Source organism: Pseudomonas sp. VE 267-6A, from assembly GCF_024126555.1.
GTDB classification, from domain to species: domain Bacteria; phylum Pseudomonadota; class Gammaproteobacteria; order Pseudomonadales; family Pseudomonadaceae; genus Aquipseudomonas; species Aquipseudomonas palmensis.
Genome location: NZ_JAMYBY010000006.1, coordinates 1 through 12253 on the forward strand (window position 1 = coordinate 1; position 12253 = coordinate 12253).

The window sequence follows — 12253 nt, forward strand, 5'->3', positions numbered from 1 at the left end:
CAGATCGCGGGGCAAGCCCGCTCCCACGGCCTTGCGGCCAGAAGCAGGTTGTTTGGGGCTGTGAGGTTGGCTTCTGCCCGCAGGGTGTGTCAGGCAAACCGTGCGCGCAGGTTTTGCTGCCGCTTTGCGCCAGATCGCGGGGCAAGCCCGCTCCCACGGCCTTGCGGCCAGAAGCAGGTTGTTTGGGGCTGTGAGGTTGGCTTCTGCCCGCAGGGCGTGGGAGTTGGCTTGGCCGACGATCGAGCGCGAAGCGGTCGTAAAACCTGAGTGCAGGGTGTGTCAGGCAAACCGGCTACGGCCAGAAGTGCCCTGGCAGGCTGCAACAAAACCCCAGGCAGCCACGGGCAAGACGCCAGTCAACCGCCAGCGCACAGTGGCGCATAACCACAACAACGGCATTCGAGGTCGCTCATCATGTCGCTCAACCACACCCTCAGCGTGCACCTGAACCGTGGCACGGTCGGGTTCCCCACCGCGCTGGCCAGCACCATCGGCCTGATCATGGCCAGCCCGGTGATCCTCACCGCCACCACCGGTTTCGGCATCGGCGGCGGTGCGTTCGCCGTGGCCATGCTGATCGCCATGCTGATGATGCTCGCCCAGTCGACCACCTTCGCCGAAGCCGCCGCCATCCTGCCCACCACCGGCTCGGTGTACGACTACATCAACTGCGGCATGGGGCGCTTCTTCGCCATCACCGGCACGCTGTCGGCCTACCTGATCGTGCACGTGTTCGCCGGCACCGCCGAAACCATCCTGGCCGGGGTGATGGCGCTGGTGAACTTCGAACACCTCAACACCCTGGCCGAATCCGCCGGTGGCTCGTGGCTGCTGGGGGTGGGCTTCGTGGTGGTGTTCGGCATCCTCAATGCGTTCGGCATCAGTGTGTTCAGCAAGGCCGAGATCATCCTCACCTTCGGCATGTGGACCACGCTGATGGTGTTCGGCGTGCTCGGCCTGATCGCCGCCCCGGCGGTGCAACTGGACGGCTGGTTCGGCGCGTCGCTGGTGGGCACCGACCTGATCACCGTGCTGTCGCTGGTGGGCATGGCGATGTTCATGTTCGTCGGCTGCGAGTTCGTCACCCCGCTGGCACCCGACCTGCGCCAGTCGGCGCGCACCCTGCCCAGGGCCATGGCGCTGGGGCTGTTCGGCGTGGCCTCGTGCATGTTCATCTATGGCGCGGCGATGAAGCGCCAGGTCGACAACGTGCTGCTCGACGCCGCCAGCGGCACGCACCTGCTGGACACGCCCATGGCCATTCCGCATTTTGCCCAACAGGTGATGGGCGACATCGGCCCGTTGTGGCTGGGCATCGGCTTTCTGTTCGCCGGCGCCGCCACCATCAACACCCTGATGGCCGGGGTGCCGCGCATCCTCTATGGCATGGCGGTGGATGGCGCATTGCCCCGGGTGTTCACCTACCTGCACCCACGCTTCAAGACCCCCATCGTGTGCATTCTGGTGGCGATGCTGATCCCGTGCCTGCACGCCTGGTGGCTGGGCGGCAACACCGACACCATCCTGCACCTGGTACTGGCGGCGGTGTGTGCCTGGAGCACCGCCTACCTGCTGGTGACGCTGTCGGTGGTGATCCTGCGCATTCGCCGGCCCGACCTGCCACGGGCCTACCGCTCGCCGCTGTTCCCGCTGCCGCAATTGCTGTCGAGCGTCGGCATCGGCCTGGGCATGTGGTTCATCACCCCGCCGGGCATGAACCCGGCCCAGGTGTACGTGCCATTCGCCTGGATGCTCGGCGCCACGGCGGTGTACGCGCTGTTCTGGACCCTGGTGGTGCAGAAGGTCAACCCGTTCAAGCCGGCCTCGGTCGAAGAGGTGCTGGCGCGCGAATTTGCCCACCAACCGGGAGTCGAGCATGGCGCATACCCTGCCCACACTGTGGCAAAGGCTGTTTGACCGCGCGCCCTCGGGCTACCGCCCCGGGGTGACGCTGGCGCACCTGCAGCGCAACCTCGGCCTGGCCGGTTGCGAGGTGCTGGGGCCGGGCAGTGCACGCTACGCCCTGGCCGATGGCAGCCTGGCGTTCGAGGTGCGCGAGCGCACCGAGTCGCAGTTGCTGATGCACCTGGTGCTGTGCGAGTTCCGCCTGCAGGTGCCCTGCCCGCAACAGGGCACGGCGCGGCTGGCGTTGCAGCATACCGGTGCACTGCGGCGCAGCGGCCTGCGCTGGCGCCGGCTGCGTGGCGAGCAGTCCTGGCAGGCGCGGCTGGAACAGGCCCTGGCCCACGACCCGGCCCTGCAACAGGCGCTGATGCCGCTGGATTTCAAGCGCCTGCACCTGGACCTGGCAGGCGGCTGCTGGACCCTGACCCTGGAGCACATGGGCGGCAGCGAGGTGGTCAACCGCATGCCGGCGTTTCGTCGCTACATCAGCCTGAACCCCGCACAGCGTGACCTGCTGCTGGCCGCGTTGAAAGGTCTGGCGCGGCTTGTCGAAGACCTCTGAACCCGCAGACTGGCACCAAAACTGCTTCCACCCTGGCGACGACGAACGTGTTGCGTGCATATAGCTAACATGTTAACTATTGCCCAACAAAAACAAGATGCCATCGTGGAGGTACCCATGAGAACTCATCAGCTCGCCGGCACTGCGCTGGACCGCTGGAATGCCGACATGCAGCACATTTGCGGGCATTTCGAGACCGAACTTGCGTTCAATCGCTCGCTGTTCATCGGCGAGATTTCCACCTGGTCACGCGGCGGCCTGGCCCTGGCCAACCTGCGCACCAACGCCGGGCTGATCCGCCGCGACGGCATCAAGCCCGACCGCGACAACGACCAGCACTGCTTTCTGGTCAGCCAGCGCACCGGTTTCTCCCAGGTCACCCAGAACGGGGTCAGTGTGCAGCTGGCACCGGGCGAGATGCTGCTGATGGACGCGGTCGGGGCCTGTGAAATCATGCCGTTCGGCCTGATCGAACACGCCTCGCTGTCGCTCTCGCGCGAGGCGGTGTGCCGGCAGCTGGGGGGCGATGCGCGTACCTTCGGCAAGATCTCCCAGACCAAGGCCTGCGGGCGCATGCTGCATGTGCTGATGGATCAGCTGTGCAAGGAAAGCGCTCCGGGGGAGGGCGAGCTGGCCGAGGGCCAGGCCCTGCACAGTGCATTTCTGTCGCTGCTGGGGTCGGCCCTGGAGGGCGGCGATGACCAGGTGCAGCCGGGCGCGGCGCTGCATGGCGCCAACCTGCGCAGCTATGTGCAGAAGGTGATCGACGAGTCCCTGGGCCAGCCCGGCCTGTCGCCGGTGAACCTGGCCAACCGCCTGAACATTTCGGTGCGCCACCTCTACCGCCTGTTCGAAGAGCAGGGCGACAGCGTGTGCCGCTACATCCAGCGCACGCGCCTGCAACGCAGCGCCGACGACCTGGCCAACCCGATCCTCAAGACCGAGTCGATCACCACCATCGCCTACAAATGGGGCTTCACCGATTCGGCGCACTTCAGCCGCTCGTTCAAGAAACAGTTCGAACGCTCGCCCAAGGACTACCGCTCCCATAGCCTGGCCGGCCCGGCCTGATAAACCACTGGCTTGACCCTGCGGGGCACAGTGTATAGGCTCGCACGCTCTGGCTACCTACCGGTCGGTAGGTTAGGCATTCGGCAGCCAGACCTGTGACCTTTTTGTGGATTCGAGCTATGCACACCCCGCAGTCCCCCCACGTGAAATTTGCCGTGTCCCTGGCGCTGATCGGCGCCCTGGGGCCGTCGGCCATCGACATGTACCTGGCCAGCATGCCGAGCATCGCCGCCGAGTACGGCGCGACCTATGCCGGGGTGCAACTGACGCTGACGGTGTTTCTGCTGGCCATGGGCGCCGGTCAATTGCTGTTCGGCCCGCTGGTCGACACCCTGGGCCGGCGCCGGCCGCTGCTGGCCGGGCTGCTGGTGTTCGTGCTCAGTTCGCTGGCCGCGGCCCAGGCGCCCAGCCTCGAAACCCTGCTGGCGGCGCGCTTTGTCCAGGGCCTGGGCAGTGCGCTGACCCTGGTGGTGATCATGAGCATGGTCCGCGATGAGGCCGAAGGGGCGCGCGCCGCGCAGATCTTCGCCCTGCTAATGACCGTGGAGGGCCTGGCGCCGGTGCTCGCACCGGCGGTGGGCGGTTTTGTGGGGGCGCACCTTGGCTGGCGCGCGATCATGTTCACCCTGGCCGGGCTCGGCGTGCTGGTGCTGTTGAACTCGGCCTGGGTGCTCAAGGAAACCCTGGCCGCCGACAAGCGCCAGCCCTGGCAGCCGCGGGACATCCTGCGTACCTACCTGCGCATCGGCAGCGATGGCCAGTTCCTGCGCCCGGCGCTGGCGCTGGCGGCGGTGTTCTTCTTTCTGTTTGCCTACATCGGCGGTGCGGCGTTCGTCTACCAGACCCACTTCGGCCTGTCGGTGCAAGCCTTCGGCACGCTGTTCGGCGCCACCGGGGTGGCAATTCTGCTCGGCGCCATCGCGGCGGGTCGGCTGGTGGCGCGCAAGGGCCTGCTGCGCCTGGCCAAGGCTGGTGCGGGGTGCCTGCTGATCGGTTCCCTGGTGGTACTGGCAGGGGCCCTGAGCGCGGCGGGGCTGGCCGGCATCGTTGCCGGCATGGCGCTGGCGATGTTCGGCCTGGGCATTCTCGAGGCCACGCTGATGTCGCTGGTGATGTCTTCGCAAAGCCGTGCGCTGGGCTCCACGGCGGCGTTGCTGGGCGCCTTCCAGTTGATCATTTCGTCGTTCGCCACGCCGTTGTCGGGCATCATGGCGCCTTTGGGCGCGGCGCACTGGGCGTCGCTGCTGGTGATTTCGGGTGTTGTCGTGGCGCTGCTGGTGCGCGCCTGCACCCGGCACGCGCCGGTCGAGGCGAGCAGCCTGGCCGGGCATTGATACGGGAGAACCCTGCATGAGAACCCTCACGCCTTCGGCGCAGAAGGTCTGCGCGATCGCGGTCGAGCAGTTTGCCGAGCATGGCTACGATGCCGCCTCGCTCAACGACATCGCGGCGGCGGCCGGCATGCGCAAGCCGTCGCTGTATGCGCACTTCAGCAGCAAGGACGACCTGTTCGAGGCGGTGTTCGAGCGTGCGGTGGAGGCCGAGCGGCTGTATGTGGAGCAGTGCTTTGCGCAGTGCGACGACGCGTTGCCGGGGGCCGGCTATGCCCACTGCCTGGGTGAGCGCTATCAGCAGTCGGCGCACCTGCGGTTTCTGCTGCGTACCGCGTTCTTTCCGCCGGCGGCGCTGCGGCCGATCATCTCGGCAGGCTTCGAGGGGTACCTGGCGCGGCTGGGCGAGGTGTTCGAGCAGGCGCTGGGCACGTGCCTGCCGCAGGTGCCGGTGGCGCGGCGGGGGGTGTATGTGGACGCGTACCTGGGGGTGGTGGACAGCCTGAATGTAGAGCTGATCTATGCCGGGCAGCAGGCGTACGCGCGGCGGTTGCGGGCGATGTGGGTGGTGTTCGGGGATGCTTTGAACGCAGCCGGATAAATCGTGGTGCCCTCATCGCGGGTCAAGCCCGCTCCCACAGGATCACAACAACCTGTGGGAGCGGGCTTGACCCGCGAAGAGGCCCGTCAGGCCACCGCCAGGTAATGCTTCACGAAGCTCTCGCTCAGCACCTCCCACAGCACCGGCGTGCCCTTGGTCACGAACCAGCTGTCGCCCACCTTGTACAGCGTGCTCTGCCCGGTGCTTTCATCGGTCAGGCGCACTTGGCCGGTCATCACCGTGGCCTGCTCGTTGAACGGGTAGACCATGCGGAACCTGCCCTGGGTGGTACCGAAGTAGGCGCTGCTGAGCGCGTCGGTCGGCGCGCCGAAGGTCATCTTGCCGAAGGCACGCACCTCGCCTTCGAGAATCTCCGAGCCCAGGTCGGCAACGGTGCCCCAGGCGTCGAGTTCGCCGAGCTGGATGTTGTGCTTGAGTGCAGTCAGGGTCATGGCAGTGTTCCTTGAACAGTGGAAAAAAGGGGGGTCAGCGCCGGCCATTCCAGTACCCCGACAGCTGGTGCCAGGATTTGCCGGCCGTGAGCAGCAGCGGGCGGATATGGTCCTTGCCGACAATCGTCGGGCGCGGGATCGAACTGACCAGGTCATAGCGGGCCGAGCCTTCGCTCATGCCTTCGGCCAGCACCTTGCAGATGATGTGGCTGGGCGTCACGCCGAACCCGGAGTAGCCCTGCACGTAGAACGCATTGCTGCGCCCGGGCAGGGTGCCGACCTGCGGGAACAGGTTGGGGCTGCAGGCCATCGGGCCACCCCAGGCCAGGTCGATCTTCACGTCCTTCAGGTACGGGAAGATCTTCAGCATCAATGCCCGGTTCCAGGCCTTGAGGTCGCGGGGGATATGCTCCACCAGCGGCGTCGCGGCGCCGAACAGCAGACGGTTCTCGTTGGTCACGCGGTAGTAGTCGATCACCGGGCGGATGTCGCTGTAGGCGCCGCGAATCGGGCTGATGCGCCGGATCAGCTCCTCTGGCAGCGGCTCGGTCATCATCTGGAAGGCGTAGGTGTTGATGGTGGAGCGGTGCAGTTCGGGTTCAAGCCTGTTGAGAAAGCTGTCGCAGGCCCACAGCAGCTTGCTGGCGCGTACCGAGCCGCGGCCGGTGCGCACGGTGATGCGCTCGCCGTACTGCACCTGCAGCGCCGGGCTGTTCTCGAAGATGCGCACGCCATGCCCGGCCACGGCCTTGGCCTCGCCCAGCAGCAGGTTGAGCGAGTGCACATGCCCGCCGCCCATGTGCAGCAGGGCGCTGCCGTAGGCGTTGGAACCGATGATCTGGCTGACCTCGCTGCCGCCCAGAAAGCGGATCTCGTGCTGGGAATTCACCGACTTGAAGTCTTTCTCCCAGGCGCGCAGGGTTTTCTCCTGGCGGGCATTGAAGCCCATGTAGCCATAGCCGTGGCAGAAGTCGGCATCGATGGCGTACCGGGCGATGCGCTGCTTGATGATGTCGGCGCCCAGGTCGCTGATCTCGAAGATCTGGCGCAGGCCATCTTCGCCCACGGCTGATTTGATCTTTTCAAGGTCGTGGCCGATGCCGGCCATGATCTGCCCGCCGTTGCGCCCGGTGCCGCCAAAGCCCAGGTAGCGGGCCTCGAGCACGACGATGTTGGTGATGCCCTTTTCGGCCAGCTCCAGCGCCGTGTTGATGCCGGAAAAACCGCCGCCGATGATGACCACGTCCGCGTCTTCATCGTGTTCCAGGGTCGGGAAGCTCAGGTTGTATTTCTTGGTTGCCGTGTAGTAGGTCGGCGTTTCGATCGTGATCATGGCGCAGCCTGAAAAGTGGAGGAGCTTTCGAGGCCTATTAGGGGGCTTGGCGGGGTGGCGTGTCTTGACCCTGCGTGCCGCATGCCTTGACCGCGGGTGCCAGCGCTGCGCAGGCGGGTAGGTGGCCGCCGGCTTCTTTGTTAAAGTGTTAACAAATAACCTGATGACCGTAGCCTTCCATGTCCAAACCTCGTGTTTCGCTGACTCTTACCTTGTTGCAAGCCCGCGAGGCGGCAATGAGCTTCTTCCGCCCCTCGCTCAACCAGCATGGCCTGACCGAGCAGCAGTGGCGGGTCATTCGTATCCTCAGCCAGCAGGGCGAGCTGGAGATCTACCGGCTGGCCGAACAGGCGTGCATCCTCAAGCCGAGCATGACCGGTGTGCTGGTGCGCATGGAGGCGGCGGGGCTGGTGTGCCGGCGCAAGGCCGAGCAGGACCAGCGGCGGGTGCTGGTCAAGCTGGCGGACAAGGGCGTGGCGTGTTTCGACTCCATGAGCCAGAGCATGGAGGCCAACTACCAGCAGCTGCAGGACCAGTTCGGTGAACAGAAGCTGCAGCAGTTGCTGGGGTTGCTGGAAGAACTGAAGCAAGTACGGCGCTAACTCATTCGCCGGCAAGGCCGGCTCCTGCAGACACCGCAGCCTGTGTAGGAGCCGGCCTTGCCGGCGAAGCGGCCCGTCAGATCAATACACCCCGCCAGCCTTGTCGACAGGTGCCGCCTCACCCTTGAACTTGCCCACCAACCCCTGCAACCCGCGCATCAGCACCGTGGTATCCACCCCCACCGCCACGAACGCCGCGCCCAGTTCGATGTAGCGGCGCGCCAGCGCTTCATCGGCGCTGAGAATCCCGGCCGCCTTGCCCGCACGCTGAATCCGCACGATCGCGTCTTCGATTGCCGCCTGCACGTCAGGGTGCCCCGGATTGCCCCGGTGCCCCATCGACGCACTCAGGTCGGCCGGGCCGATGAACACCCCGTCCACCCCCTCCACGGCCGCAATCCGGTCCAGCTGCGCCAGCCCCTCGGCGCTCTCGATCTGCACCAGCAGGCACATCTGCGCATCGGCCTGGTCCAGGTAGCCGGGGATGCTGTTCCAGCGCGACGCCCGCGCCAGTGCACTGCCCACCCCGCGCACGCCCAGCGGCGGGTAGCGCATGGCGCGCACCAGCTCGCCGGCCTGGGCCGCGCTTTCCACCATCGGCACCAGCAGCGTCTGCACACCGATGTCCAGCACCTGCTTGATCAGCGCGGTGTCGCCGATCACCGGGCGGATGATCGCCTCGCCAGGGTAGGGCGCCACCGCCTGCAGCTGCGCGAGCATGCCGCGCAGGTCGTTGGGCGCATGCTCGCCATCGATCAGCAGCCAGTCGAAGCCGGCATTGGCCGCCAGCTCCGCGCAATATGCGCTGGCCAGCCCCAGCCACAGGCCGATCTGCGGCTCGCCACTGGCCAGGCGTTGTTTGAAACGGTTCACAGGCAGGTGCATGGCAGTCTCCGAAGGTCAGACAAAACGGCAGGCGATGGAACCGAGCATGTCGTAGTCGACATGGAAGGTGTCGCCGGGGTTGGCGGCCACCGGCCGGGTGAACGAACCGCCCAGGATCACCTGGCCGGCCTCCAGCGCCACGTCATACGGCGCCAGCTTGTTGGCCAGCCACGCCACGCCCTTGGCCGGGTGGTTGAGCACCGCCGCCGACACCCCGGATTCCTCGATCACGCCGTTGCGGTACAGCACCGCCGGCACCTTGCGCAGGTCGATGTCGCCCGGGCGCACCGCGCGCCCACCCATCACCACCCCGGCATTGGCGGCGTTGTCGGAGATGGTGTCGAACACCTTGCGCGTGGCGCCACTGTGCGGGTCCACCTGCTGGATGCGCGCATCGATGATCTCCAGCGCCGGGATCACCCATTCGGTGGCATCCAGTACATCGAACAGGGTCACATTGGGCCCCTTGAGGGGTTTGCCGAGGATGAACGCCAGCTCCACCTCCACCCGCGGCACGATGAAGCGTTCGAAGGGGATGTCGCTGCCTTCGTCGAAAAACATGTCGTCGAGCAGCGCGCCGAAGTCCGGCTCGGTGATGTTGGACGACACCTGCATGGCGCGCGAGGTCAGGCCGATCTTGTGCCCGACCAGCTTGCGCCCGTCCTTGATCTTCTGCGCCACCCAGGCGCGCTGGATGGCGTAGGCGTCCTCGATGCCGATGGCCGGGTGGTCGAGGGAAAACTGGCGCACCTGCTCGCGGCTGCGCTCGGCGCGGTCGAGCTGGGCGGCGGCTTGAAGGATCTGGCTAGGGTCGAGCATGTTCGGCATCTCTTACTGGGGGTTGACGATGGCAGCCCGGGTGCGCAGCACCAGCAGGCCACCCAGGGCGATGAACAGGGCCAGCACGTACAGCGCAAGGCTGGCGCTGTGGGTGGTGTCGCGCATCCAGCCGATCAGGTAGGGCGCAAGGAACGAGGCGATGCTGCCGAACGAGCTGATCAGCGCGATACCGGCCGCCTGCGTGGTGTTGGACAGAAACGCCGGCGGCAGCTGCCAGAACATCGGCAGGGCGGCGCTGGCGCCCATGCCGGCGACGATCAGGCCGCCCAGTACCATCAGCGGGTTGCCCGGGGCCAGCCCGGCCACGGCGATGCCGAGTGCCGACATCAGCAGCGGCACGCACAGGTGCCAGCGCCGCTCGCGCTGGCGGTCGGACGAGCGCCCGCAGGCGATCATGAACAGGCAGCCGGCCAGGTAAGGGATGGCGCTGAGCAGGCCCACGCGGCCGTCGCTGCCGATACCGGCGCCGTGGATCAGGGTCGGCATCCAGAAGGCCAGGGTGTTGACCGCCAGCATCACCGCGAAGTACACCGCCACCAGCAGCCATACCTGACGGTTGCGCAGGATGCCGCCGAACGAGGTGATCGACTTGCGTTGCTCTTCGCTGGCCAACTGCTCGCGCAGGTGCTGCTTCTGGCCGGCGTCCAGCCAGCTGACGTGCTCGAAGCTGTCGGGCAGGCGCTTGAGCACCACCAGGCCCAGCAGCATCACCGGGGCCCCTTCGATCAGGAACATCCACTGCCAGCCGCGCAGGCCGGCGGCGTCGTGAAACAGTTCCAGGATGCCGCCCGACAGCGGCCCGCCGATCACCCCGGCCATCGGCATGGCAATCGCGAAAAGCGCGGTGATCTGGCCACGGCGCCGGGCCGGGTACCAGCGGTTGAGGTACACCAGGATGCCGGGGAAGAACCCGGCCTCGGCCACGCCCAGCAGAAAGCGCAGCACGTAGAAACCCGAGGCCGACTCGACCCACAGCATGCCGGTGGACAGCGCGCCCCACACGATCATCAGGGTAGCGATCCAGCGCCGCGGGCCGACCCGGTCCAGGGCCATGTTGCTGGGTACGCCGAACAGCGCGTAGGCGATGAAGAACAGGCCGGCACCGAAGCCGTACACCGTGTCGCTGAAGTGCAGGTCGCTGCTCATCTGCATCTTGGCGAAGCCGATGTTGATGCGGTCCAGGTGGGCAAACAGGTAGCAGACCAGCAGAAGCGGCATCAGCCGCCAGGTGACGGTGCCGTGGGTGGAGTCGTGCTGGGCAAGGCTGGCCGATGCGGCGGTATTGGCTGTGCTCATGATCTTGTTCTTTTTGGTCAGAGGGCCGATGGGGGAGCGCAGGGCTGGGTTCAGCCCGGCTGCTGCTGGTTCAGAAACGCGTGCACGTTGTTCTGCTTGAAGTTCAGTTGCGGGTGCAGCTCGATCATTTCGAACGACAGGGCCAGCAGGCGCTGGCTCTGCAGGTCGGCAAAGTGCTCGGTGATCACCGCGAACAGGGCCTTGGCCACCTGTTCGCGGGTGGCCAGGTCGCGCCCGTGGCCGACCTTGAGGGTCATGTGCACGAAGGCGTAGTCGTGCTGCCCGTCGGCCATGCGCCAGGTGTCCAGGCGCACCGCACGGCTGCGGATGCCGCCCAGCGGGAACACGCCCGTGGCGCCCAGGCAGTGGTGAACCTTTTCGAACAGGCCGGGCAGGTCGGCCTGGGCTTGGAGGTTGTCGGTGTACTCGGCGATGAAGTGGGGCATCCTGGGCTCCTTGGCGGGGTCAGACGGGGAAGATGGCGTTGATCTGACCGGTGCCGGAGCTGCCGAACGGCTCGGTCAGCACCTCCACCGGCCTGTCGTAGTCGGCGCCGCCAAGCAGGCCCAGCAGCATCGCGGTGTCGTGCATGCCACCTTCGCCGTAGCAGTGGCTGGCGTAGTCGGGCAGCATCGCGCAGAACTCCCTGAAGCGGCCCTGCTTCCACAGTTCCACCACGCGCAGGTCCATCTGCTTGTCGAATTCGCGGGTCCAGTTGTGGATGTTGGCCTCGGCGTTGCGGTCGTCCGAGAAGCGGTGCGAGAGCGAGCCGGAGGCCAGCACCAGCACCTTGCGGTCGCTCTTCTCGATGGCCCGGCGCACGGCGGCGCCGAACGTGAAGCTGTCTTCCAGGCGGTGCCAGGCGCACCAGGCGGCGATGGACACCACCTTGAGTCTGTCGGCGGCGGGCACGTCCATGTGCATGTAGCGCATCGGTACCAGGGTGCCGTATTCCAGCTCCAGGCTCGGGATGTTGTGGGCCAGGGTGCGCACGTCGGCGGCATTGGCCTCCTGTGCGATCAACTCGCCCAGTGCCGGCAGGCCGGGGTACTCGAAGTCCATGTTCTTGATGAAGTGCGGCAGTTCGTTGCTGGTGTAGGTGCCCTTGAAGTGCTCGCCGCAGTTGATGTGGTAGCCGCTGTTGACCAGCCAGTGCACATCGAACACCACGGCGGTGTCGGCGCCCAGTTCGCGGGCGCGGCGGCCGATCTCCTTGTGGCCGGCGATGGCGGCCTCGCGGCAACCGTGGTGCTTGCCGGGCAGTTCGGACAGGTACATCGAGGGGACGTGGCAGACTTTGGCTGCGAGGACGACTTCGCCCATGGTGGTGTACTCCTGGATCTGTTGTTCTTGTGGTGGGTCAGGGCGGGTGCTT

The 12253-nt window shown here is 66.5% G+C and carries 13 protein-coding genes; 6 read left to right on the forward strand and 7 right to left on the reverse strand.

The features are described 5' to 3' along the window. Positions 1–414: 414 nt before the first annotated feature. The 5 genes from NJH59_RS08085 (at position 415) to NJH59_RS08105 (ending at position 5470) form a co-directional block, all read left to right on the forward strand. The gene (locus tag NJH59_RS08085) at positions 415–1917 is read left to right on the forward strand and encodes an APC family permease (protein WP_043860061.1); all 1503 of its coding nucleotides are present in this window, start codon (positions 415–417) and stop codon (positions 1915–1917) included. After that, positions 1877–2467 (forward strand): DUF3156 family protein, encoded by a 591-nt coding sequence (locus tag NJH59_RS08090; RefSeq protein ID WP_253086626.1) that lies wholly within the window; start codon positions 1877–1879, stop codon positions 2465–2467. The genes NJH59_RS08085 and NJH59_RS08090 overlap by 41 nt, the downstream gene beginning before the upstream one ends. A gap of 117 nt (positions 2468–2584) precedes the next feature. Next, a complete protein-coding gene (gene feaR / locus NJH59_RS08095; RefSeq protein WP_253086627.1) occupies positions 2585–3538 on the forward strand; it encodes a transcriptional regulator FeaR in 954 nt (317 codons plus the stop codon). A 119-nt stretch (positions 3539–3657) separates the two neighbouring features. Continuing rightward, the gene (locus NJH59_RS08100) at positions 3658–4872 is read left to right on the forward strand and encodes a multidrug effflux MFS transporter (RefSeq protein ID WP_253086628.1); all 1215 of its coding nucleotides are present in this window, start codon (positions 3658–3660) and stop codon (positions 4870–4872) included. A 16-nt stretch (positions 4873–4888) separates the two neighbouring features. Further along, the gene (locus NJH59_RS08105) at positions 4889–5470 is read left to right on the forward strand and encodes a TetR/AcrR family transcriptional regulator (RefSeq protein WP_058540259.1); all 582 of its coding nucleotides are present in this window, start codon (positions 4889–4891) and stop codon (positions 5468–5470) included. 86 nt (positions 5471–5556) lie between these two features. Here the strand turns inward: NJH59_RS08105 and NJH59_RS08110 are convergent, their stop codons facing one another. Together NJH59_RS08110 and NJH59_RS08115 are read right to left on the reverse strand one after the other, a co-directional pair. Further along, complete coding sequence (locus NJH59_RS08110; protein WP_100632703.1) at positions 5557–5922, reverse strand: cupin domain-containing protein; 366 nt, start codon at positions 5920–5922, stop codon at positions 5557–5559. Positions 5923–5956: 34 nt separating this feature from the next. Next, positions 5957–7255 carry an FAD-binding oxidoreductase gene (locus NJH59_RS08115; protein WP_043860067.1) on the reverse strand — a complete coding sequence of 433 codons (1299 nt, stop codon included), beginning with the start codon at positions 7253–7255 and terminating at the stop codon, positions 5957–5959. A 179-nt stretch (positions 7256–7434) separates the two neighbouring features. On the opposite strand from NJH59_RS08115, the gene hpaR reads away from it, so the two are divergent. Then, positions 7435–7857, forward strand: a complete 423-nt coding sequence (hpaR, locus tag NJH59_RS08120; protein WP_043860068.1) for a homoprotocatechuate degradation operon regulator HpaR — start codon at positions 7435–7437, stop codon at positions 7855–7857. A gap of 81 nt (positions 7858–7938) precedes the next feature. Here the strand turns inward: hpaR and hpaI are convergent, their stop codons facing one another. From hpaI to hpaD, 5 genes are read right to left on the reverse strand one after another with little or no spacing between them, the layout of a single operon-like run. Beyond that, positions 7939–8742 (reverse strand): 4-hydroxy-2-oxoheptanedioate aldolase, encoded by an 804-nt coding sequence (gene hpaI / locus NJH59_RS08125; protein WP_058540257.1) that lies wholly within the window; start codon positions 8740–8742, stop codon positions 7939–7941. A gap of 15 nt (positions 8743–8757) precedes the next feature. After that, positions 8758–9561, reverse strand: coding sequence for a 2-oxo-hept-4-ene-1,7-dioate hydratase (gene hpaH / locus NJH59_RS08130; protein WP_043860070.1), 804 nt, complete (start codon positions 9559–9561; stop codon positions 8758–8760). A 12-nt stretch (positions 9562–9573) separates the two neighbouring features. After that, positions 9574–10878: an MFS transporter gene (locus NJH59_RS08135; RefSeq protein ID WP_253086629.1), complete on the reverse strand. Its 1305-nt coding sequence runs from the start codon at positions 10876–10878 to the stop codon at positions 9574–9576. Between the two features lie 50 nt (positions 10879–10928). Beyond that, complete coding sequence (locus NJH59_RS08140; protein WP_043860072.1) at positions 10929–11324, reverse strand: 5-carboxymethyl-2-hydroxymuconate Delta-isomerase; 396 nt, start codon at positions 11322–11324, stop codon at positions 10929–10931. 19 nt (positions 11325–11343) lie between these two features. Continuing rightward, positions 11344–12201, reverse strand: a complete 858-nt coding sequence (gene hpaD / locus NJH59_RS08145) for a 3,4-dihydroxyphenylacetate 2,3-dioxygenase (RefSeq protein ID WP_043860073.1) — start codon at positions 12199–12201, stop codon at positions 11344–11346. Positions 12202–12253: the final 52 nt, after the last annotated feature.

What these genes read in the sequence shown, in the direction of transcription:
- NJH59_RS08085 (WP_043860061.1), top strand. Translation starts at nt 415, where the DNA reads ATGTCGCTCAACCACACCCTCAGCGTGCACCTGAACCGTGGCACGGTC.
- NJH59_RS08090 (WP_253086626.1), top strand. Translation starts at nt 1,877, where the DNA reads ATGGCGCATACCCTGCCCACACTGTGGCAAAGGCTGTTTGACCGCGCG.
- feaR (WP_253086627.1), top strand. Translation starts at nt 2,585, where the DNA reads ATGAGAACTCATCAGCTCGCCGGCACTGCGCTGGACCGCTGGAATGCC.
- NJH59_RS08100 (WP_253086628.1), top strand. Translation starts at nt 3,658, where the DNA reads ATGCACACCCCGCAGTCCCCCCACGTGAAATTTGCCGTGTCCCTGGCG.
- NJH59_RS08105 (WP_058540259.1), top strand. Translation starts at nt 4,889, where the DNA reads ATGAGAACCCTCACGCCTTCGGCGCAGAAGGTCTGCGCGATCGCGGTC.
- NJH59_RS08110 (WP_100632703.1), bottom strand. Translation starts at nt 5,922, where the DNA reads ATGACCCTGACTGCACTCAAGCACAACATCCAGCTCGGCGAACTCGAC.
- NJH59_RS08115 (WP_043860067.1), bottom strand. Translation starts at nt 7,255, where the DNA reads ATGATCACGATCGAAACGCCGACCTACTACACGGCAACCAAGAAATAC.
- hpaR (WP_043860068.1), top strand. Translation starts at nt 7,435, where the DNA reads ATGTCCAAACCTCGTGTTTCGCTGACTCTTACCTTGTTGCAAGCCCGC.
- hpaI (WP_058540257.1), bottom strand. Translation starts at nt 8,742, where the DNA reads ATGCACCTGCCTGTGAACCGTTTCAAACAACGCCTGGCCAGTGGCGAG.
- hpaH (WP_043860070.1), bottom strand. Translation starts at nt 9,561, where the DNA reads ATGCTCGACCCTAGCCAGATCCTTCAAGCCGCCGCCCAGCTCGACCGC.
- NJH59_RS08135 (WP_253086629.1), bottom strand. Translation starts at nt 10,878, where the DNA reads ATGAGCACAGCCAATACCGCCGCATCGGCCAGCCTTGCCCAGCACGAC.
- NJH59_RS08140 (WP_043860072.1), bottom strand. Translation starts at nt 11,324, where the DNA reads ATGCCCCACTTCATCGCCGAGTACACCGACAACCTCCAAGCCCAGGCC.
- hpaD (WP_043860073.1), bottom strand. Translation starts at nt 12,201, where the DNA reads ATGGGCGAAGTCGTCCTCGCAGCCAAAGTCTGCCACGTCCCCTCGATG.